Genomic DNA, 20,048 nt, shown 5'->3' with positions numbered 1-20,048 from the left:
TACGGCGGAAACGGGCCGCGTCCGCCGGAGACGGCCTGTCGGTAAGTCTGGCCCCACCAGCCGTCGTCTGTGGCATTTCGCAGCGTGGGTGCTGATCGCGCGGGGAAAGATCGATGCGGGTCGGCAGTGTGCCGAACCAGTGAGGAGACGGACATGTCCGAGACCACGCCCGCTGAGACCGGCGACCTGGGCACCGTTCCCAACGGTGAGGTCACGCCCGAAGACGTAGCCGCACTGAGCGTGCGGTACGTGGATGGTCAGCCTGTGATCGTCGCCAGCGATGGAACGGCCGTTCCATCAGCCGTAACGGTCGTCGACGGCACCGGGACGCCAGTCGCAATGTATGTAGCCAGTGGTCTTCCGGAGGCAAGGACATCACGGCGCTACCAGCACCCTGGGGTGTACATCGAGGAATTGCCCGGACCGCAACAAATCGCTGGGGTCGGCACAAGCGTTGTCGCATTCGTGGGATGGAGGGAGGAGCCCCCGCAGGCAGGGTGAAGTCCCAGCTCATAGAACACGGGACCACGGGATATCCCGTGGTCCCGTGCTCGTTCCTCGGCGCGTGGCGCAGGTTCTAGTGCTCCGGCTTGTTGCACTTGCCGCCCCGGGAGCAGGTACAAGCACAGCGACCGGCAGGCGCGGCCGGCCTGCCAGACCGCCGTGGGCCGGACGTAGTCGAGCCGAGGTTTCGGCTGTGGATGGCGGTGCCCGGCGTGGGACCGGATTGGCTCCCGTAGTGGCCCCACTGCGCTGACCTGGTCAAGCGCCGTCCCGGGAACCAGACAGAACCAAGGTTCTGTCCGGTCATCGTCCCGGCGCGGCCCGTTTCCGCCGTATTCCGGTGGCACCCCAAGATCATCCCAATGCGGGTTTTTGGCTTATGTGGGCTGACCCCCCTACGCGCGTGCGCGCGAGGCGGTGAGGGATTGCGGATCGAAGGTCGGCCGGGGATCGAAGGTCACCTTCGGCCTCGCGGTGGGCGTGGGAGTCGCCGTGGGCTGCGGGCCGCAGGTGGGACCGCCCGGTACCGGGGTCGGCAGCGGAGCACACGAAGAGATGAGCGTGGGAGTCGCCGTGGGCTGCGGGCCGCAGGTGGGACCGCCCGGTACCGGGGTCGGCAGCGGAGCACACGAAGAGATGAGCGTGGGAGTCGCCGTGGGCTGCGGGCCGCAGGTGGGACCGCCCGGTACCGGGGTCGGCAGCGGAGCACACGAAGAGGTGAGCGTGGGAGTCGCCGTGGGCTGGCCAGCCGAGGGGGAGGTGATGCCGTCCTGGCTGACGAGGATGAAGTTGGTGTTCTTCGCGATCGAGGCTGCCTGCGCGAGGCCTGCTGCCCCGAGCGGGCCGACTAGGAGGATCAGGGCGGCGGTCAGGGCGAGTACCGCCGCCGACCGGGTGATCTTTCGGGCTTGCATGTCCACAGGATGAGTGCACACCCTTGGAGATCACTTGCAGGGGGCAGATCTGGTGGAGACCCAAAGGAGCAATTGGCTGGTCAGAGTCCCTTTGATCACTCGGCTCGTTTGGCCTGGTCGGTGACGGTTCGTGGCGGGCCTGCCCTCACCGCCGAAGCGAAGGCCTGCCGAGCCGTCCGAGCCGCCGCCTCACCAGCGGTCCCACGTGCGCGTCCACGAGCATCTGCTAGTGTCCCGCGCCAGGAATTCGTTCAAGGCGGCCCGCCCCTGGCGGGCCGCTGGCGTTCGCGGGCCGGGCTGCGGCTCTGCGGCCGGTCCCGGCCCGCGACGCCCAGGCCCTCGACGAGTGGTTGCCGAAAGAATCCGGCGAAGGTGCCGGCAGCCCGCGGCGCCGAGCTGGTCGACGCGATTGCCGAAAGATTCAGCGAGGCTCAGCTGCTCGCGATGGCCTCCTGCGCTTCCGGGGGTCCCGGTAGTCCTGTCGAAGAATCCAACAGATATAGCTCTGACCTGCGACGACGCGGTCAAGTTCCTGTTGTGAGCTCGGCGAACTCTGAGCGGGCCTGGGCGACCGCGTCAGGGTAGGCCTGCGCCTTGTCGTGCTCGGCCAGGGCGCGATAGATGCTGGCCAGGCTCGGATACCCCCCGCATTACCGCAGGCCAGAGCTATATCTGTTGGATTCTTCGACAGGACTACCGGGACCCCAGTAGATCATCACCGCTTCAGCCCTACCGCCAAAACCCGGTCCAATCCCCCCGAAGGCCCATCGGGGTCCCGGCAGTAATGCCGGGCCCGCCCGACGCGGCCGCGCTCCGAAGCCGTTCGCCTCCGGCGAGCTGCTCGGCCCGGGCGGGCAGAAGATGATGCAGAGGCCTTCAAGTCAATCTCAAGCGTGATCTTCTACACCTACGGGGTGTGACTACGACCCCGCCGCGGCAGCGCCGCTCACTATCTCGCCGCACCCTGCTCCTGGGCGGGCTCGGCACCCTGGCCGCCATCGGCGTACCGACCACGGCCGCCTGCACCCCCGCCCCCACACCAAATGCCACCAAACCCACACCAAATGCCCCCGACCCCACACCGAGCGCCACCAACCTCGCACCGAGCGCCACCCTCACCGGCCACGCCAGCAGTGTCTCCTCGGTGGCCTTCAGCCCAGACGGCACAACCCTCGCCACCGGCAGCAGCGACGGCACGGCGCGGTTGTGGCCGACCCGCTGACCCAGTAGATCATCACCGCTTCAGCCCTACCGCCAAAATCCGGTCCGATCCTCCCCGAAGGCCGGTTGGGGACCGGCTGATCCGCCGGAGGGTCACGGAACTGGACTTCTGTGACCGGAAGACCTCGCGCGCCCGCGCGTAGGGGGGTCGCGAAAGTCGCGAAACCCCGGGCGTCCCCACGCGGCGGTCCTACGGTTGGGGGCCATGACCTTCACCCCGCGCTCCGAGCCTGTCTCTGTCGTCCAGCTCGCCGACGCCTTGACCGCCCTGGGCCTGTACGGCGGAGCAGGCACCATCGCCGAGCACACGATGGAGGCCGCGCGGCTCGGCGGGGATGGCCCGTACCGGATGCGCCTGGCCAACGCGCTGCTCGGCGCGGCCCAGGTCGAGGTGATGCTCGCCGAGAGTTGCGCGACCACCGCCGAGGATCTGGCGGCCGCGCACCGCGAGCAGCTGGTGACCGCGGGCGTGGCCGACGACCCCGACAAGCTCACCGGCTTCCTGCGATCGCAGGCAAGAGCCTGGCCGACCTGGGCGGCGATCCGTGGGACGCGCTGTGCGACCTGGTGATCGGCGACCCGGAGGCGGAGGGGGTGTTCCACACGATGCACGCCGATGACGTGGCCCAGATCATGGCCGATCCGCTGGTCGCCATCGGCTCCGATTCCGGCCCGCCGGTCGGGCCCAACCATCCGCGCACCTTCGGCAGCTTCCCCCGCTTCCTCGGCACGTTCGTCAGGGAACGCGGAGCCGTACCGATGGAGGAAGCGATCCGCAAGGTGACCTCCGCGCCGGCGGCGCAGTTCGCGCTCGCGGACCGGGGCTGGCTGGCGCCCGGGGCGATCGCGGACATCACGGTGTTCGACCCGGAGACGATCGGCCACGCAGGCACCTACGAGACACCGGATGTGCGGCCCACCGGTGTCAGGTATGTCCTCCTGAGCGGCCGTCCGGTCGTCGAGGACGGCGAGTTCACCGGGGGAGGCACGGGCGGATCCTGCGCCACAACCGGCCATGAGCGGAAGGGTCGCCCTGGGGATGCTGCTGGACGGGCTCGGGCCCGAGGTAGTGCGGCCCGTCGTGCTGCCCGCCGGACGCGACGTGCCCGTCGGCGCGCCGATGATCTAGGACCCGGCCGAGCCCCTGGCCGAGGGCGCGGTGCTCCTGGTGATCGGCCATCCACCGGCCGATCTGGTCGCCCAGGCGACGAAGGCCGGCGTCGCTGCGATCGTCACCCGGCACCCGATCCCCGGCGAGCCAGGGGTCGCGCTGCTGCTGGCCGCGCCCGAGGTCGCCTGGGGCCGGCTCTACACGCTGATCGAGGCGATGCTCGCGCTGGCGGGTTCTGCGGCTCCTGGTGAGCCGGGCGACCTGTTCGCGCTGGCCAACCAGGTCGCGGCCAGGATCGGCGGAGCCGTGGCGATCGAGGACCTCGCGATGCGGGTGCTCGCCTACTCCACAATCGAGGGCCAGCGGATCGACGACCTGCGACGCGACGGCATCCTGGGGCTCCGGGTGCCCGCGCATCCCAACCACGCCGAGGAGTACGCGGCCGTTCTGCGCGCCAACTCCGCGATCTGGAGTTACGTGCCCGTCGAATGCCTGCCCCGGCTGGGGATAGCCGTACGGGCCAGGGGCGACGCGAAGGGACGCGCCTACGGGGTCGCCGCCACCGGCTCGGGCGCCCCGAAGAGCGCGCGCCAGGCCGAGGCCGCCCTGAGTGTGCTGGACGGCCCGTTCGGCCGCGGCGCCGTCGGCAGGTACGAGGATCTGGCCGCCGTGCTGCTGCTGTCAGAGCTGGGTACGGCGCTGCGGGGCCGTCCAGCGCTGACCGGGGAGCCGCTCTCGCTGGTGGCCGAGCACGACACCGCGCACGGCACCGACTACCTGCAAAGCCTGCGGGTGTGGTTCGCCTCCTACTTCGACGTGCCGCGGGCGGCCGAGGTGTTGTCGCTGCACCCCAACACGCTGCGCTACCGGCTGCGGCGGATCAGTGAGCTGGTCGACCTCGACGACCCCGACATCCGGTTGGCCTTGGTGATCCAGCTGAGGCTGCGCCGTACACCCGACCGAAACCCGACGCCGCGCCCCGACGGCGTGCATGGAGATGTTGAACGACATGGAACTGCGGATTGAGTCCCTCGTGCGGCTGCCCGACCTGCGGGCGGCCGACGAACTGCTGCGTGAGGTGTGGGGCGCGCCCGGTAGCGAGCCACCCATGGCGCTGGACATGATGCGCGCACTGGCCTACACCGGCGGCTACGTCGCGGGCGCCTACGACGGGGATGTCCTGGTCGGCGTGGCCGCCGGGTTCCGCTCCGCCGAGGGCGGCCTGCATTCCCACATCACCGGGGTCGCGCCCGGCCGGCACGGCCAGGGCGTCGGCCTGGCGCTGAAACGGCACCAGCGGACCTGGGCGGCCGAGCACGGCCTTGATGACATCACCTGGACCTTCGACCCGCTGATCCGACGCAACGCCTATTTCAACCTGACCAAGCTGGGTGCCCTCGCCGAGGCTTACCTGCCCGACTTCTACGGGCCGATGACCGACGGCATCAACGACGGCGACGCGTCCGACAGGCTGTTCGTGCGGTGGACCTCTGAGCCGCCCGAGCCGCCCGAGCCGCCCGAGCGGTCTGAGCGGTCTGAGCGGTCTGAGCGGTCTGAGGACGTGAAGCGCGCCGACCTGCTCACCGAGGACCTGGCCGCGTCTTCGCCGACAGGTGAGCCGCTGCGCTGTGCCACCCCCGCCGACATCGAGGGGCTGCGCAAGACCGACCCGGGCCTCGCCCGCGCGTGGCGGGCGGCTCTGCGTGACTCCCTCGGTACGGCTCTCGCCGCCGGCTACCGCGTGGCCGGGTTCACCCGCGGCGGCTGGTACCTCCTCGACCCCCTGGAGATTACGTGAAACTGTGCGGCGCCGAGCTGCGTTTCGTGTCCCTGCCCCTGGTGACCCCGTTCCGGACTTCCCTGGGCACCCAGACAGTGCGCAACGCGCTGGTCCTGCGGCTGGAGACCAGCCAAGGGGAGGGGTGGGCGGAGTGCGTGGCCGATGACGAGCCCGGCTACAGCTCCGAGTACCTCACCGGGGCCGCCGACGTGATCAGGCGGTTCTTCCTGCCCAGGTTGCTGGCGATGGATGAGCTGGATCCGGCCGGGGTCGCGGTGGCACTCGGCGGGTTCAGGGGGCATCCGATGGCCAAGTCGGCCGTGGAGATGGCCGTGCTGGATGCGTCGTTGCGGGCGGCGGGGATGGGGTTGAGCGCCTACCTCGGCGGTGTGCGGCGCCGGGTGCCCGTGGGCGTGTCCGTCGGGATCACCGACACGATCGACGAGTTGCTAGGCCTTGTGGACAAGTACCTCACCGCCGGATATCTGCGGATCAAGCTGAAGATCGAGCCGGGCTGGGACATCGAGCCGGTCCGGGCGGTCAGGGAGACGTTCGGGCCGTCCGTGGCGTTGACCGTCGATGCGAACACGGCCTACCGGCAGAGCGACATCCGGCATCTGCGCGGGCTGGACGAGTTCGGGCTCTTGCTGGTCGAGCAGCCGTTCGCGCCCGAGGACCTGCACTCGCACGCCCGGCTGGCCACCGTAATGGAGACGCCGATCTGTCTGGACGAGAGCATCACTTCCGCACGTGACGCCGCGACCGCCCTGCGGCAGGGAGCCTGCTCGATCATCAACATCAAGCCCGGCAGGGTCGGCGGCTACCTGGAAGCCCGTCGCGTCCACGATGTCGCGCAGGCCCACGGCGTGCCCGTCTGGTGTGGCGGCATGCTCGAGACCGGCCTCGGCCGGGCCGCCAACCTCGCTCTCGCCTCCCTGCCCGGATTCCAGCTGCCCGGTGACATCAGCGCCACCGCGCGCTACTTCACCGAGGACATCACTGCGCCCTTCGCGGTCGCCGAGGGCCACATCGAGGTGCCCGCGGGCCCCGGCATCGGCATCACGCCCAGCGCCGACTTCCTAGACAGGCTGACTACCTCCATCGAGCGACTCAGCCCCTGAGGGCGTTCGGCCATCGCGCCACTCCCGCCGCCGAACTCTTCGCGAGCGGGCCAACGATCAGCGGAGGAAGCGAAATCACAATGGGACCCGCGAAGAAGATCCGCACGTCGCAGCAGGGGCAGTGATGATCTGGCCACTGGTGCCGGCACTCGGCCTGACTGTGAGCAGGCCTGGCGTCTTTCCTGCACCCGCCCGGGCGAGCCTGGTCACGGTGCGAGACACCCTGGACGCCGCGTTCGCCAAGGCGGTCGGGAGGATCGGCGGGCCTGGCACCCAGGCCATAGCGATGCGCGACGGCCAGGTGTTCTGGTCGGCCAACGCCGGTAAGGCGATCGACGATCCGGCCACGCCGGATACCGACTCGACGATGTTCGCCTACGCCAGCTTTGGCAAGCTGGTCCTGGGCGCCTACACTCTGCACCTGGTCGAGAACGGCCTGCTGGCGCTGGACAAGCCGATCTCGATCTACCTCGGCAACGACGCGCCCGGCTCGAACGTCGTCACGCTCCGGATGCTGCTCGCTCACACCGCGGGCTATAACGACCTCTACGAGGCCCCCGAGACCGCCCCGCTGTTCGAGGGAGGCGACCAGTACGACCCGAACAGGCGATACACCTGGGAGATGCTGGCGCCGGGTATCCACGAGCCGGTCTCTCCCGGCACGTCATATGAGTACTCCAACACCGGATTCTGCATCCTGGCGCGCCTGCTGAGTAGGGCATCGGGTGGAGACGCAGCGCTGGAGAACGGCATCAAGCAATTCCTGCAGAACGCGGGAGAGGCGGGCGACCAGCTTACCGCCCAGCGCTCCCAGAGCGTCTACCTCCGCTTCGCCCACGGCTACTACACCCACGCCGGGCCCAGCGAGGGGTCACTCGACTACTTCACCGCCTACGGCGCGACGGGCATCCCCACCGACCTGTACGGCATGCCGTTCGGTGACGGGATGTTCGCCGGAACCGCCTTCGGCGCCGCCCGCTTCCTCGACGCGCTGTTCGTGGGCGGCAAGCTCCTGAAGCCCGCCACGATCATGTCCATGACCACGCCGACCACGCAGGCACTCGCGGCCGATGACACCTACGGCATGGCCACCTACCGCACCGAGGTGTCACAGCGCGTCTGGCAGGGGCATGCGGGCGCCTTCGGCGGTTTCACCTCGATGGGTGGGACCGACCGGACGCGTGGTGTGACCCTGATGGTCGTCACCAACCGGGAGGGGAACGCGTCGATAGCCGAGGTGATCTGGAAGGAGCTGGCCAAGGCATACGCCTCCGTCACCCCATGACGGAGCGGGGTTGGACGGCAGGGATCAGGGTGTGTCGGACGGCCCCTGAAGGTTGTCGTCCGGCACCCCTATCTCTGTGGATCCCCCTCTGTGCCGGCCCTTCGAGGCGATTCTTCCTACCGGAGCTCTAGCGTCCTGCGCCTGAATTGGAAGACGACATCACGGCATGGATCGACACCTGGAACGAAGACCCGAAACCGTTCACCTGGACCAAGACCTCGGACGAGATCCTCAACTCCCTGGCCGACTACCTCGCCAGGATCACTCCATCAGCCATTAAAATCGACAAACAAATCAGACTCGTAATTTCTGGCGCAGGACACTAGGTACCGGCACCCGGCACCGGGCCCGGCTGCGCCGGGTTCGGTGCCGGGTGCCGACGCCGGTACGGCCCCACGAGATCTTTGCTCACGATGAGGTTGCTATGGCCGCCTGGTCCCGGTCGTTGTGTTCTGCTGCGGATTCCGGGGCTTCGGATCCGGGCCGGATGCGTGCGTTGCGAAGCAGGGTGGCGACGAGGATGGCCGCGCCCGCCGTCAGGATGACGCTGACCACCGCGGCGACCCGCGTCTCTCGCGCGAAGGCGTCGAATGCCACGTTCCGCAGGGCTTCGGCGGCGCCCTGCGGGAGGGTCGCGGCGGTGTCGACGGCGCCGCCGAGGGTGTTCCGCGCTGCCTCCAGTTCCTTGGGTGTGAGGGCGTCGGGGGCCTTGGTTGCCAGTTCCGAACGGTAGATGGCGGCGCCGATGCTGCCCAGGACCGCGATGCCCAGCGCCCCGCCGAACTCGGCCGAGGTCTCGGCCATGGCGGAGGCCATCCCGGCTCGCTCCGGTGGTGCGGCGGACAGGATCACGTCGGTGACCACGGCGGAGACTCCGCCGATGCCGATCGCGACGACCGTCATGGCGCTGACGAGGTAGATGACTCCCGAGTCGGCCTGGATCAGGGACAGCATGACGTAGCCGGCGGCCGCCACGAGCAGTCCCGCGGCCATCACGTTGGGTTTGCCGATTCGGGGTGCGATCGCGGTGGCCAGGGCGATGCCCACGGGCATCACGAGGAAGGTGGGCAGCGACCACAGGGCTGACTCGAACGGGCTCATGCCCAGAACGAGCTGCATGAACTGCCAGTTGAACAGGGAGAAGCCGACCAGCGTGAACGTCGCCAGCGCGTCGATCAGCAGGGGCAGGTTGAACCGGCGGGTACGGAACAGCGCGATGTCGATCATCGGGTTCGCGGCCACGCGCTGGCGGCGGATGAATGCCGCCCCCACGGCGAGTCCGGCGACGCAGTACGCCAGGGAAATCCCCCCGAAGCCGTGCTCCGCCATCCGTTTGACGCCGTAGATGACGCCGAGCACGGCCACGAGGGACAGGCCGGCGCCGAGCAGGTCGAAACGGCCCGGCTTGGGGTCGCGGTATTCGGGGAGCAGCAGCGGGCCGAGGACCAGCAGCAGGATCATCACGGGTACGTTGATCAGGAAGACCGATCCCCACCAGAAGTGCTCCAGCAGCAGACCGCCGACGATGGGGCCGAGTACGGCGCCGCCCGCGAAGCCCGCCGTCCACACGCCGACCGCTGTAGCCCGCTGTTTGGCGTCGTGGAACATGTTCCGGATCAGGGCAAGGGTGGACGGCGCCAGCGAGGCTCCGGCGATGCCCAGAAGCACGCGGGCCGCGATGAGCGTCCCGGAGCTGGTCGAGTAGGCCGCCAGAATCGAGGCGGCGCCGAAGGCTGCGGCGCCTACGAGCAGCACCCGCCGCCGTCCGATCCGGTCACCGAGTGTGCCCATCGTGATGAGCAGGCCGGCGAGGAGAAAGCCGTAGGCGTCCATGATCCACAGCAGTTCGGAGCTGCTCGGCTTGAGGTCGGCCGTCAGGGACGGGAGCGCAACGAACATGACGGACATATCCATGGACGCCAGTACGCAGGGCAATACCAGGACAGCGAGCCCGACCCACTCCCTGGCTCCGGCTCTTCTGTCTTCTTCAGTCATTTCCTTTGTTCCTGAGTCGTGTCGATCGGGTCGGAGTCAATCGCCCCGGTGTGTACTTTGTACGCGGTCTGGCGTACATGATACGCATACACGCTAACACGACACAACAGCGTTTTGACCTGCTGCTCCACTCTCTCTATGCACCCGCACCTCCAGTGGGGTAGAGTTTCGTCACAACGTAGAAATGTGACGAAAAGGAGTGCGGTGGTGTCGGTGCAGCTGGCTTGCGGGGCGTGCGGAAAGTCGCTCGTGCCCGGGGAACGGGGCCGACCGAGGCGCTACTGTTCCCGGGCATGCCAGGCGAGGGCGTATCGGGCGCGCAGGGCGGAAACGCTGGCCGATGCCCCGGAGGGCAATGACAGCGCGCCGCATCTCACCGTTGAGCGCATCGTGCGAGCCGGGATCGCCATCGCGGACACGGAGGGGCTCGACGCGCTGTCCATGCGCCGGGTCGCCGTGGACCTCGGAGCGAGCACCATGTCCTTGTACCGGCATGTGGCATCCAAGGACGACCTGGTGACTCTGATGCTGGAGGCCGCGATGGCCGACGTGCCCCTGCCCGACTCGGCACCGCGGAACTGGCGTCACGGCCTCGAACGTGCCGCGTACCGTGATTGGGACCTGTACCACCGCCACCCATGGATCCTGCCGAGGGTCATGGTGACAACCCGCGCGTACTTCAGCCCGGCTCTCGCGGCGGACAGCGAAAGCGCCTTCTCCGCATTCGACGGGCTCGACATCGAACCTGCCGATGCTTTCCGGTACATGTTCATGTTCGCCTCCTACGTGCAAGGCGTGGCGCTGACCTACGTCGGCGATGTGGAGGCGGAACGGCAATCGGCAATCGCCCTGAAACAGGGGACAAAAACCTCGGACCACGCACAGAATCCGCTTTTCGAACCCGGGGCGTATCCCCGGCTCGCCCTCGCGATGCGCGCAGGCGCCGACCCCTGGGACCTCGACACCTTGTTCGCCTCAGGCCTTGCCGGTGTCCTGGACGGCATCGCAGTCGATCTCGCGAGACGAGGCATCGATTCTCAATGAAGTTGTCAAGGGTGATCACGCTATGCGGCGCTGGACGTGACCACACTTGCGCCGAGTGCTCACCCGCTACCTGCAGCACTACAACACAGCCCGACCTCACCGCGGCATCGGACAGCTGTCCCCATCGCAAGCCGAAGCCGGACCGCCAACCCCAATCGACCTGGCCAACCACCGAGTCCATCGCAGAGCGATCCTCGGCGGCCTCATTGGCGAGTATCGGATCGCCGGCTGACACCACCGAGAACCGGCAGGTCAGACCTCGAATCCCATTATTGAGCCCCGCAGGTTCGACGGGCCCACCGCTGTGCTGGTGCTGATGTGCGCACTCGCCGCCGTGTGGTCTATAGTCTCGACCAAAAGCCCATTGTTTGGTCGATGTAGTCGAAGGCGAGGACTTCGGTGATGTCCCTCCACCCGGTAGCTGCGAACCTTCTCAAGGAGGCCGCGAAGAGCGGTCGACCCAACTCCCACCTGCTGCCGATCGAGGAAGCGAGATCCAATTTTGAGGCGACGTTCGCGGCGCTGCCGGTCGAGGACGTCGCTGCCACGGAAGATCTGGTGGTGCCCGGCACGCGGCACGAGATCCCGGTCCGGGTCTACCGGCCGGACGTGGCGAGAGCAATCGCGCCTCTCGTCGTATACCTGCACGGTGGCGGGTGGCAGATGGGTAGCCTCGACTCCCACGATGGCATCTGCCGCGCCATCGCCAACCGGACCGGGTTCGTGATTCTTAGCGTGGAGTACCGGCGGCCGCCGGAGCACCCCTTCCCGGCCGCGCCTGACGACTGCTACGCCGCCTTCGTGTGGGCCGTGGAGAACGCCGAGCAGCTGGGCATCGACCCCGCGCGGGTGGCGCTGGCCGGCGACAGCGCGGGCGGCAACCTCGCCGCCGCGGTGGCACTGCGGGCTCGGGACCAGGACGGGCCGGCGCTGGCAGGTCAGATGCTGTTCTATCCGGCCACGACCTTCGACCTCGAGCTCGGGTTCGACCTGGAGTTCGAGGGGCTAATGCTGTTCCGGGACGAGGTTCAGTGGCACAAGGACGCCTACTTCACGAGCCCGGACGACGCGCTGTCGCCGCAGGCCTCCCCGCTGGGCGCCGACCTGGCCGGCCTGCCGCCGACCCTGGTGATCACGGCCGAGTACGACCCGATCCGGCCGCAGGGCGAGCTGTTCGCCGGGAAGCTCGCCGAGGCGGGCGTCCCGGTCCAGCACCGGCGCTACCCCGGCATGGTCCACGGCTTTGCCCAGTTCCCCACGCTGTTCGACGACGCGAACGAGGCGGTCGATCAGGCCGCCGAGTTCCTGCGCGAGCGGCTCGCCGATGGCTGACCACGCGGGCCGCACAGCCGTGGTGACCGGCGCCGGCGGCGGGATGGGGTTGGCGGTGGCCCAGCACCTGGCCGACCGGGGCGCCCAGGTCGTCGCCGTGGATTTGAAGCCCGAGCCAGCGGGGCTGTCGACCGGGGTGACGTACCTGCGCGGCGACGTGACCGACCCCGGGCTGGCGCCCGCGGCGATGAAGGCCGCGACCGAGCTCTCGAGCGAGGGCCGGCTCGACTACCTCGTCAACGCCGCCGGCGTGGCCTGGTTCGACGAGCCCGGACTGCCCACGCCGCAGTACGTCGACGGCTCGATCGCCGACATCGAGCCCGACGTGTGGAAGCGGGTGCTGGAGATCAACCTCACCGGCCCGATGCTCTTCGCCCGCGCCGCGCTGCAGGTGATGGTGCCGGCCCGGTTCGGCGTCATGGCCCACATCGCCAGCATCGCCGGGCTGCGCCGGGCGGACGGTGCGCTGGACGCCTACCAAGTCTCCAAGGCCGGCCTCATCAGCCTCTCGAGGGCGATCGCGGCCGAGCAAGGACGCCACGGCGTCCGCTCCAACACCGTGTGCCCCGGCGCGATCCTGACGCCCATGATCAGCGGGATCTACGAGGCGGACCCGTCCCGAAAGGCGTCGATGGCGCGGCGGGTACCGCTCCGGCGCGTCGGCACCACCGACGACGTGTGCGGGGCCGTCGACTATCTCCTGTCTGACGACTCCTCGTTCGTGACCGGCACCGACCTCGTCGTGGACGGCGGCTGGCTCACGACCATGGGCTGAGCCTCAGCGCTTCAGCCAGGACTCGATCGTGTGCCGCGTCTCGTCGATGTGGGCCGCCATGGTGGCCGCCGCCAGGTCGGGGTCCTTGATGCGGATCGCCTCAAGGATGTCGGCGTGGTGGTCGTTGGCGTTGTCCTCGATGCGGCCGAAGATCGCGCCGACCGGCAGCCACATCGCGCTGCGCGCCAACTCGACGGAGCGGACTAGCTGCTCGTTCCCGGTGGCCCGCGCGATCCCGAGGTGAAACGCCGAGTCGAGCAGCTGGAAGTCAGTGATCTGCGCGGTCGACGGTGAGTCCCGGGCCGCGTCGATGGTCTCGCTCATCCGGCGCACCAGGTCCCTGAGTCGAGGGATGTCGGCCGCCTTGCGGCGCTCGGCCGCCAGCCGGGCCGCCCCGGTTTCGACGATGACGCGGTAGTCGAAGGCATCGCGGACCGCCACCTTGTTCCGCTTGAGCTCGCGCCTGGCCTCGGCGGCGTCGTACGTCGGCTCGAGGACCAGGAACCCGCCGCCGCGGCCGCGCCGGACCGCGATCCGGCCCTCGCGCTCCAGGACGGACACGGCGGTACGCACCGTTGTGCGGGAGACGTCGAGCATCTCCGCCAGCTCACGCTCGGCCGGCAGCCGGTCCCCGGGACGGAACTGGCCCAGGTCCATCGACCGCCGGATCTGGTCCAGTACCAGCTCGTGCGCGGCTATCTGCCTGATCGGCCCGAGGCTGTTGTTCTCGGTCACGGCACCTCCCTGCTCGGATAAGGCTAACCGAACGCGACCCTCGCAGCGGGAGGATCGCGCCCTAAAGGTCCAAAGGCCTAAAGGCCTTGTTTTTAGGCCTTAAGTCCCCTAGCCTCATCGTACACGAGGCAAAGCACGGGTGCTGAGGAGGACGTCCATGCTCTACCCGCTCACCGTCAACGACTTCCTGTACCGCGCCGAGCAGGTGTTCCCGGCCCGTACGGGAGTCGTCGACGAGCCGTCCGCCGACTACTCGTGGGGGTCGCTCACTTACGCGGAGTTCGCCGGCCGCGCCCGGTCGCTCGCCGCCGCTCTCGACGAGCTCGAGGTCCCCGTGGGCGGGCGAGTCGCGATCGTGTCGCAGAACTCCAGCCGCATGCTCGCCTCCTTCTACGGGGTGAGCGGCTACGGCCGCATGCTCGTGCCGATCAACTTCCGCCTGGGGCGAGCCGAGATCGAGTACATCGTCGAGCATAGCGGGGCGGATGTCCTGCTGGCCGACTCCACGCTCCACGACGTTGTGAAGGACCTGCCCGCGCGGCACACCTTCCTGTTCGGGGAGGACGACCGGCTCTGGGACCGCCAGGCAGCGCCCGCGTCCTGGGAGCCGGACGAGAACGCGACGGCGACGATCAACTACACCTCGGGCACGACCGCCCGCCCCAAGGGCGTCGAGCTGACGCACCGCAACCTGTGGCTCAACGCCACCGTCTTCGGGTGGCACCTCAAGGTCGACGAGGACGACGTTTACCTGCACACGCTTCCGATGTTCCACGCCAACGGGTGGGGGATGCCCTACGCGCTCACCGGCATGGGCGGAACCCACGTGGTCCTGCGCCGGGTCGACGGAGCCGAGATCCTGCGCCGGGTCGAGCAGCACGGCGTCACGGTGATGTGCGCCGCCCCGGCCGTGCTCGCCGCCGTCCTCGAGGCGGCCGGGTCGTGGTCGGGCGAGATCCCGGGCCGGGACCGGGTCCGGGTCGTCGTCGCGGGCGCGCCGCCGCCCACCCGGCTGATCGAGCGGATCCGCGACGAGCTGGGCTGGGAGTTCATCCAGATCTACGGCCTGACCGAGACCTCGCCGTTCCTGACCATGTCGCGGATGCGGCGCGAGTGGCGCGACCTTCCGGGCGCCGACCAGGCCCGGCTCCTGGGGCGCGCGGGGGCGCCGGGCATCGGAGTCCGGATCTCGGTCGCCCCGGACGGGGAGGTACTGGCCGCCGGCAACCACAACCTCGACGGCTATTGGCGCAACCCGGAGGCGACCGCTTCCGCCCAGGAAGGCGGCGTGTTCCACACCGGCGACGGCGGCCGCATCGAGGACGGGTACCTGTCCATTCTCGACCGCAAGAAGGACGTCATCGTCTCGGGCGGTGAGAACGTCTCGTCCATCGAGGTGGAGGACGTCCTCGCCGGCCATCCCGCCGTCCGGGAGGTCGCGGTGATCGGCATCCCCGACGAGAAGTGGGGCGAGCTGGTCACGGCGCTGGTCGTGACCTCCGAGACGGTGACCCCGGACGAGCTCATCTCCTACTGCCGCGAGCGGCTGGCCGGCTACAAGTGCCCGAAGCGGATCGAGTTCCGCGACGAGCTGGCTCGCACGGCGACCGGGAAGCTCCAGAAGTTCAAGCTCCGCCAGACCTACTGGGGCGCCAGGGAGCGCCGGGTCAACTAGCGGTCCCCGCCCCACGTACTTCCCGACGGGACAGGTCCGAGCCTGCTCGGACCTGTCCGCTCGGGTCCTCGGCGTGCGCCCGAACAGCGCACCCAACGACCGACAACACACCGAGAGGTGGAGAGGTGAATCGTAAAGTCATCGTCACCGGAGGCGCCGGCGTGATCGGGCTGGCCATCTGCCGGCGCCTGGTCGAGGGCGGGTTCGATCCCGTGGCCGCCGACCTGAAGGACGCGGTCCAGGCCGTCGACCCGACCGACGCCTCGCTCGCCGGCGTGGACATGGTGGTCATGGACGTCTCCGACCGCGGCAGCATCGAGAACGCCGTCGCGACGGTCCTCGAGCCGGGGGAGCAGCTGGCCGGTCTCGTCAACTGCGCCGGGGTCCTGCGGGACTCCTTCCTGGGCGAGCTCGACGAGGCGAAGCTCGAGCTGATGTTCCAGGTGAACATCGCCGGCATGGCGCGGGTCACCGACGTCTGCGCACCTCGCCTGGCCCACGGCACCGCCATCGTCAACGTGGGCAGCCTGACCGGCCACTTCAGCCGATTCACCGGCGCCTCCGTGTACGGCGCCACGAAGGCCGGCATCGCGGCCTACACGCGCTACCTGGCCGACGAGCTCGCGCCGCGGGGGATCCGCGTGAACAACATCGCCCCGGGAGTGATCCGGGCCCCGATGAGCCCGTCGATGGCCCGGGTCTCGGGCGGCGAGGAGGTCGCCGCCTCGTACGCGATGCTCAAGCGGATCGGGGAGCCGCGCGAGGTTGCCGAGGTGGTCGAGTTCATGCTCTCGGACCGGGCGTCGTTCATCACCGCCCAGACGCTCCTGGTGGACGGCGGGGTCGTCGCATGGTGACCACGCCCGCCGTCACGTGCCCCCTCGACATCGACGTGGCGAATGCCGAGGCCTTCGAGCGGCTCACCACGGCCGACCCTTGGGTGGTCGACGTCGGCATCGCCCGCGACGTCATTCCCGGGTACGCGGACAACCTGGTCCTCACCTCCGGGGCCCCGATGCCCTGGTCCGAGTACGTCGGCGGGCAGCGCGAGGCGCTGATCGGGGGCGCGCTCTTCGAGGGGCTCGCCGCGACGCGCGCGGAGGCGATCGCCGGGTTCGAAAGCGGCGAGATCGTCGTCGGCGCCTGCCACGACTACGGCGCGGTCGGGTCTCTGGCCGGCATCTACACCGCGTCCATGCCGGTGTTCGTCGTGGAGAACCGCACGCACGGGAACGTTGGCTTCTGCAACTTCTACGAGGGTAAGGAGCCGCGCCGGCTCAACTACGGCTGCTACGACCAGGGCGTCCACGACCGGCTGGTGTACGTCAATGAGGTGCTCGCGCCGGTGGTGGGGGAGGCGATCCGCCGGCGGGGTGGCATCGCGCTCAAGCCGCTCATCGCCCGGGCCCTGCGGATGGGCGACGAGGTCCACAGCCGCAACGCGGCGGCGTCGGTGCTGTTCAGCCGGGAGATCCTGCCCGCCGTCTTGGACATGGTCGCCGAGGACGTGCCGAACGTGCGCGAGACGATGCTCCACCTCGCCGAGAACGACTACTTCTTCCTCCGCCTGTCCATGGCCGCGGCCAAGGCGAGCGCGGACGCGATGGCGGGCGTCGCCGGCTCGACCCTGGTTTCGGCCATGGCGTTCAGCTGCAAGGGCTTCGCGATCAAGGTCGCCGGGACGGGGGACCAGTGGTTCGAGGGGCCGCCGCCGATCCACCAGGGCAAGCTCTTCCCCGGTCACGCCGAGGGCGAGATCACCTGGATGGGCGGCGAGTCGCCGATCACCGAGACCGTCGGCCTCGGTGGCTTCGCCCAGGCCTGCGCCCTGTCCCTGCAGGCATACCAGGGCGGCTCTCCCGAAGTGATGATCGAGCGCAACCGCGAGATGTACCAGATCACCCACGGGGAGAACCCCGACTACCGGATCCCGCTCTTCGGGTTCCGCGGTACGCCGACCGCCGTCGACGTGCGGAAGGTGCTCGAGACCGGCGTGCTGCCCGTCATGGACGTCGGTCTCGCCGGCCGCGACGGCGGCCAGATCGGTGCCGGAGTGATCCGCGCGCCCCGCGAGTGCTTCGAGAAAGCGGCCGCCGTGCACGCGCAGGCTCGACACCATCGATAATGGTCTAAAAGTTGGACCATATGACCAGTAAGTACGGATCGAGGTTCCCGTGAATGCTCCTGAAGGCAAGCAGTCACCCGCGAACGGCGCCCATGACGTCGCCATCATCGGTGCCGGCTTCAGCGGGATCGCCGCCGCCATCGCCCTGATCAAGCAGCGCGTCGACGACTTCGTCATGTTCGAACGGTCCGAGGAGATCGGCGGCACCTGGTGGGTCAACCGCTACCCGGGTGCCGAGGTCGACCTCGAGTCGCACATCTACTCGTTCTCCTTCGAGCCCTACGACTGGACCCGCACGCACGCGGACTGGCACGAGCTGCTCGGCTACCTCCAGCACGTCGCACGCAAGTGGCGGCTGTACGAGCGCACCCTGCTCGGCACGAGCGTTGCCACCGTCCGCTGGTCGGAGTCCACCCGGACCTACTCCATCGAGACGGCCGACGGCGAGACGCATGGGCCGTTCAAAGCGGTGATCTCAGCGGTGGGGTTCCTCAACACCCCGCTGATCCCGCCGTTCATGCGCGGCGAGACCCCCTTCGAGGGCGACATCTGCCACACCTCGACCTGGCGGGACGAGCTGTCCCTGGAGGGCAAGACGGTCGGCGTCCTCGGGACCGGTTCGTCGGCGGTGCAGATCGTGACCGAGGCCGAGCGTCAGGGCAAGGCGGTCAAGGTCTTCCAGATCGAGCCGAACTGGCTGCTGCCGAAGCAGGCGCGGGACTTCAGCTCGCGGGAGCGGCGGTGGAACCGGTTCAAACCGGTCTACTACTGGCGCCGCTACCGCCTCTATCTCGACTACGACCTCCGCCAGTACCACGCGAGCCACGCCCGCACCGGCGGCCGGGTCAACCAGAAGCGCCAGAAGATGGTCGAGGCCTACCTCGAGCAGGAGATGTCGTCGCGACCGGACCTGATGAAGCTGCTGCGGCCGCCGTTCTCGGTCGAGGCCCGGCGCACGGTCGTGAGCGACACCTACTACCACGCCCTCCGGAGCCCCAAGGTCGAGCTGGTCCCCCATGCCGTGGCCAACGTGACGCCCACGGGAGTGGTCGACGCCCAGGGTAAGAAACACGACCTGGACATGATCGTCCTGGCGACCGGCTTCGACGCGGCGAACTTCCTCAGCACCTTCCGGGTCCTCGGCGAGAACGGCGTCGACCTGCGCGACCAGTGGAAGGAGGGTGCGGAAGCGCTCTACGGGCTGATGACGCCGAACTTCCCGAACTTTTTCATGATCTTCGGTCCGAACACCAGCGGCATCCCGCTGGTGACCTTCTACGAGGCCCAAGCGCGGTTCGCCGCGAAGCTGGCCGGAAAGCTCGTGCGCGGACAGGCCACTAAGATCTCCGTGCGCCGCTCCGTCCACGACCTGTACAACCGCCGCCTCCAGCGCCGCCTGGCCCAGACGGTGTGGACCGAGGTGCCTAGCTACTTCCACGCCAACAGCGGCAAAATCATCAGCCAGTGGGCGTTCAGCCCCACGACCTACCTGATCGGCACCCGGCTCGCGCGCTGGTTCGGGGTCAAGGTCTCGTGACCGGAGCGCTCGATGGCAAGGTCGTCGTGGTGACCGGGGCCGCCGGCGCCATCGGACGGGCCGCAGTCGCCGTCTTCAAGCGGGAGGGGGCCACCGTCGTCGGAGTCGACCTCGTCGGGGCCGACGACACAGGGGCGGATGACTTCGTCGCCTGCGACCTCACCGCCGAGGCCCAGGTGGCCGAGCTCTACGTCGGCGCGTCCCGCCGCCATGGGCGGATCGACGCCCTGTTCAACAACGCCGGCGTGGCGCTCGCCGAGGACGCATCGGTGCTGCGCGAGGAGCTCGAAACCTTCGAACGCACCCTGCGCGTCAACGTCAGCAGCGTGATGCTGTGCTGCAAGCACGGCATCCCGCACCTGGTGGCGGGTGGCGGCGGCGCGGTGGTCAACACGGCGTCGCTGGTCGCCAGCATGGGCTCCGCGGTGTCCCAGATCGCCTACACCGCCTCGAAGGGTGCCGTCGTGGCGATGTCGCGGGAGATGGCCGTCGAGCTGGCCCGCAAGAACGTCAGGGTCAACGTGCTGAGTCCCGGACCGGTCCAGTCACCGATGCTGAGCGCACTTTTCTCCGAGGATGAGGTGGCGCGGCGAATGGTGCACGTGCCCACGGGCCGGTTCGGCACCGCGGAGGAGATGGCCGAGGCGGCCCTCTACCTGCTCAGCGACGCCTCCAGCTACGTGACCGGTCACGAGTTGAGGGTCGACGGCGGCATCTCCGCAGCGTACGTGACCCCCGAGGACTGACCTCCCGCGGACGGAATTCCGCCGTCTGCTCCGAGGGTCTTGACACCCGGCCCCTAAAGGTCTGAATATCGAGCCAATAGACAATTGGGTATGGGGTGCGTCACTGTCGGCTCCCTGAACGCTCTGGTGGCTCGGGCCACGAGCCACA

Annotated in this window: 19 protein-coding genes and 2 pseudogenes; 18 read left to right on the top strand and 3 right to left on the bottom strand. The window is 68.9% G+C overall.

Annotated elements, in window-relative coordinates:
* Positions 1–153: 153 nt before the first annotated feature.
* Positions 154–501: a hypothetical protein gene (locus ABT061_RS25190; protein WP_350922168.1), complete on the top strand. Its 348-nt coding sequence runs from the start codon at positions 154–156 to the stop codon at positions 499–501.
* Between the two features lie 398 nt (positions 502–899).
* Here the strand turns inward: ABT061_RS25190 and ABT061_RS25185 are convergent, their stop codons facing one another.
* Positions 900–1,418 (bottom strand): RAD23 family protein, encoded by a 519-nt coding sequence (locus ABT061_RS25185; protein WP_350922166.1) that lies wholly within the window; start codon positions 1,416–1,418, stop codon positions 900–902.
* Between the two features lie 916 nt (positions 1,419–2,334).
* Here ABT061_RS25185 and ABT061_RS25180 point away from each other — a divergent pair.
* The 8 genes and pseudogenes from ABT061_RS25180 to ABT061_RS25145 form a co-directional block, all read left to right on the top strand.
* Positions 2,335–2,640, top strand: a complete 306-nt coding sequence (locus tag ABT061_RS25180; RefSeq protein ID WP_350922163.1) for a WD40 repeat domain-containing protein — start codon at positions 2,335–2,337, stop codon at positions 2,638–2,640.
* 204 nt (positions 2,641–2,844) lie between these two features.
* Complete coding sequence (locus ABT061_RS25175; protein ID WP_350922161.1) at positions 2,845–3,210, top strand: DUF6245 family protein; 366 nt, start codon at positions 2,845–2,847, stop codon at positions 3,208–3,210.
* Positions 3,117–3,539, top strand: a pseudogene (locus tag ABT061_RS25170) (amidohydrolase family protein); the annotation flags it as partial. The gene ABT061_RS25175 and the pseudogene ABT061_RS25170, both read left to right, overlap by 94 nt.
* 268 nt (positions 3,540–3,807) lie before the next feature.
* Entirely contained in the window at positions 3,808–4,776 is a 969-nt protein-coding gene (locus ABT061_RS25165) for a PucR family transcriptional regulator (protein WP_350922160.1), read from the top strand.
* Positions 4,760–5,548 carry a GNAT family N-acetyltransferase gene (locus ABT061_RS25160; RefSeq protein ID WP_350922157.1) on the top strand — a complete coding sequence of 263 codons (789 nt, stop codon included), beginning with the start codon at positions 4,760–4,762 and terminating at the stop codon, positions 5,546–5,548. Before ABT061_RS25165 ends, ABT061_RS25160 begins: the two co-directional genes overlap by 17 nt.
* Positions 5,545–6,651 (top strand): o-succinylbenzoate synthase, encoded by a 1,107-nt coding sequence (gene menC, locus ABT061_RS25155; RefSeq protein ID WP_350922155.1) that lies wholly within the window; start codon positions 5,545–5,547, stop codon positions 6,649–6,651. Before ABT061_RS25160 ends, menC begins: the two co-directional genes overlap by 4 nt.
* Positions 6,652–6,862: 211 nt before the next feature.
* Positions 6,863–7,936 carry a serine hydrolase domain-containing protein gene (locus ABT061_RS25150; RefSeq protein ID WP_350922152.1) on the top strand — a complete coding sequence of 358 codons (1,074 nt, stop codon included), beginning with the start codon at positions 6,863–6,865 and terminating at the stop codon, positions 7,934–7,936.
* A 143-nt stretch (positions 7,937–8,079) separates the two neighbouring features.
* A pseudogene (locus tag ABT061_RS25145) lies at positions 8,080–8,262 on the top strand (hypothetical protein); the annotation flags it as partial.
* A gap of 82 nt (positions 8,263–8,344) precedes the next feature.
* Here the strand turns inward: ABT061_RS25145 and ABT061_RS25140 are convergent.
* Positions 8,345–9,931: an MFS transporter gene (locus ABT061_RS25140; protein WP_350922150.1), complete on the bottom strand. Its 1,587-nt coding sequence runs from the start codon at positions 9,929–9,931 to the stop codon at positions 8,345–8,347.
* Between the two features lie 207 nt (positions 9,932–10,138).
* Between ABT061_RS25140 and ABT061_RS25135 the strand changes: the two genes are divergently transcribed.
* The 4 genes from ABT061_RS25135 (at position 10,139) to ABT061_RS25120 (ending at position 13,082) form a co-directional block, all read left to right on the top strand.
* Complete coding sequence (locus tag ABT061_RS25135; RefSeq protein ID WP_350922148.1) at positions 10,139–10,975, top strand: TetR/AcrR family transcriptional regulator; 837 nt, start codon at positions 10,139–10,141, stop codon at positions 10,973–10,975.
* Positions 10,976–11,030: 55 nt separating this feature from the next.
* On the top strand, positions 11,031–11,207 hold the full coding sequence (locus ABT061_RS25130; RefSeq protein ID WP_350922145.1) for an integrase core domain-containing protein: 177 nt from the start codon (positions 11,031–11,033) through the stop codon (positions 11,205–11,207).
* Between the two features lie 170 nt (positions 11,208–11,377).
* Positions 11,378–12,307, top strand: a complete 930-nt coding sequence (gene lipP1 / locus ABT061_RS25125; protein WP_350922143.1) for a LipP1 family hormone-sensitive lipase — start codon at positions 11,378–11,380, stop codon at positions 12,305–12,307.
* On the top strand, positions 12,300–13,082 hold the full coding sequence (locus ABT061_RS25120; protein WP_350922141.1) for an SDR family NAD(P)-dependent oxidoreductase: 783 nt from the start codon (positions 12,300–12,302) through the stop codon (positions 13,080–13,082). Before lipP1 ends, ABT061_RS25120 begins: the two co-directional genes overlap by 8 nt.
* Positions 13,083–13,085: 3 nt before the next feature.
* Here the strand turns inward: ABT061_RS25120 and ABT061_RS25115 are convergent, their stop codons facing one another.
* Positions 13,086–13,817, bottom strand: coding sequence for a FadR/GntR family transcriptional regulator (locus ABT061_RS25115; protein ID WP_350922138.1), 732 nt, complete (start codon positions 13,815–13,817; stop codon positions 13,086–13,088).
* 157 nt (positions 13,818–13,974) lie between these two features.
* Here ABT061_RS25115 and ABT061_RS25110 point away from each other — a divergent pair, with 157 nt between their 5' ends.
* The 5 genes from ABT061_RS25110 (at position 13,975) to ABT061_RS25090 (ending at position 19,900) form a co-directional block, all read left to right on the top strand.
* Positions 13,975–15,492 (top strand): AMP-binding protein, encoded by a 1,518-nt coding sequence (locus tag ABT061_RS25110; protein WP_350922136.1) that lies wholly within the window; start codon positions 13,975–13,977, stop codon positions 15,490–15,492.
* Positions 15,493–15,617: 125 nt separating this feature from the next.
* Positions 15,618–16,349 (top strand): SDR family NAD(P)-dependent oxidoreductase, encoded by a 732-nt coding sequence (locus ABT061_RS25105; protein WP_350922134.1) that lies wholly within the window; start codon positions 15,618–15,620, stop codon positions 16,347–16,349.
* Positions 16,343–17,617, top strand: coding sequence for a YlbE family protein (locus ABT061_RS25100; RefSeq protein ID WP_350922131.1), 1,275 nt, complete (start codon positions 16,343–16,345; stop codon positions 17,615–17,617). Before ABT061_RS25105 ends, ABT061_RS25100 begins: the two co-directional genes overlap by 7 nt.
* A 49-nt stretch (positions 17,618–17,666) precedes the next feature.
* Positions 17,667–19,154 (top strand): flavin-containing monooxygenase, encoded by a 1,488-nt coding sequence (locus tag ABT061_RS25095; protein WP_350922130.1) that lies wholly within the window; start codon positions 17,667–17,669, stop codon positions 19,152–19,154.
* Positions 19,151–19,900, top strand: coding sequence for an SDR family oxidoreductase (locus ABT061_RS25090; RefSeq protein WP_350922128.1), 750 nt, complete (start codon positions 19,151–19,153; stop codon positions 19,898–19,900). Before ABT061_RS25095 ends, ABT061_RS25090 begins: the two co-directional genes overlap by 4 nt.
* Positions 19,901–20,048: the final 148 nt, after the last annotated feature.

It is taken from the genome of Streptosporangium sp. NPDC002544 (assembly GCF_040295965.1).
Classification (GTDB): Bacteria; Actinomycetota; Actinomycetes; order Streptosporangiales; family Streptosporangiaceae; genus Streptosporangium.
This window is presented reverse-complemented; position numbering and strand designations above follow the sequence as displayed.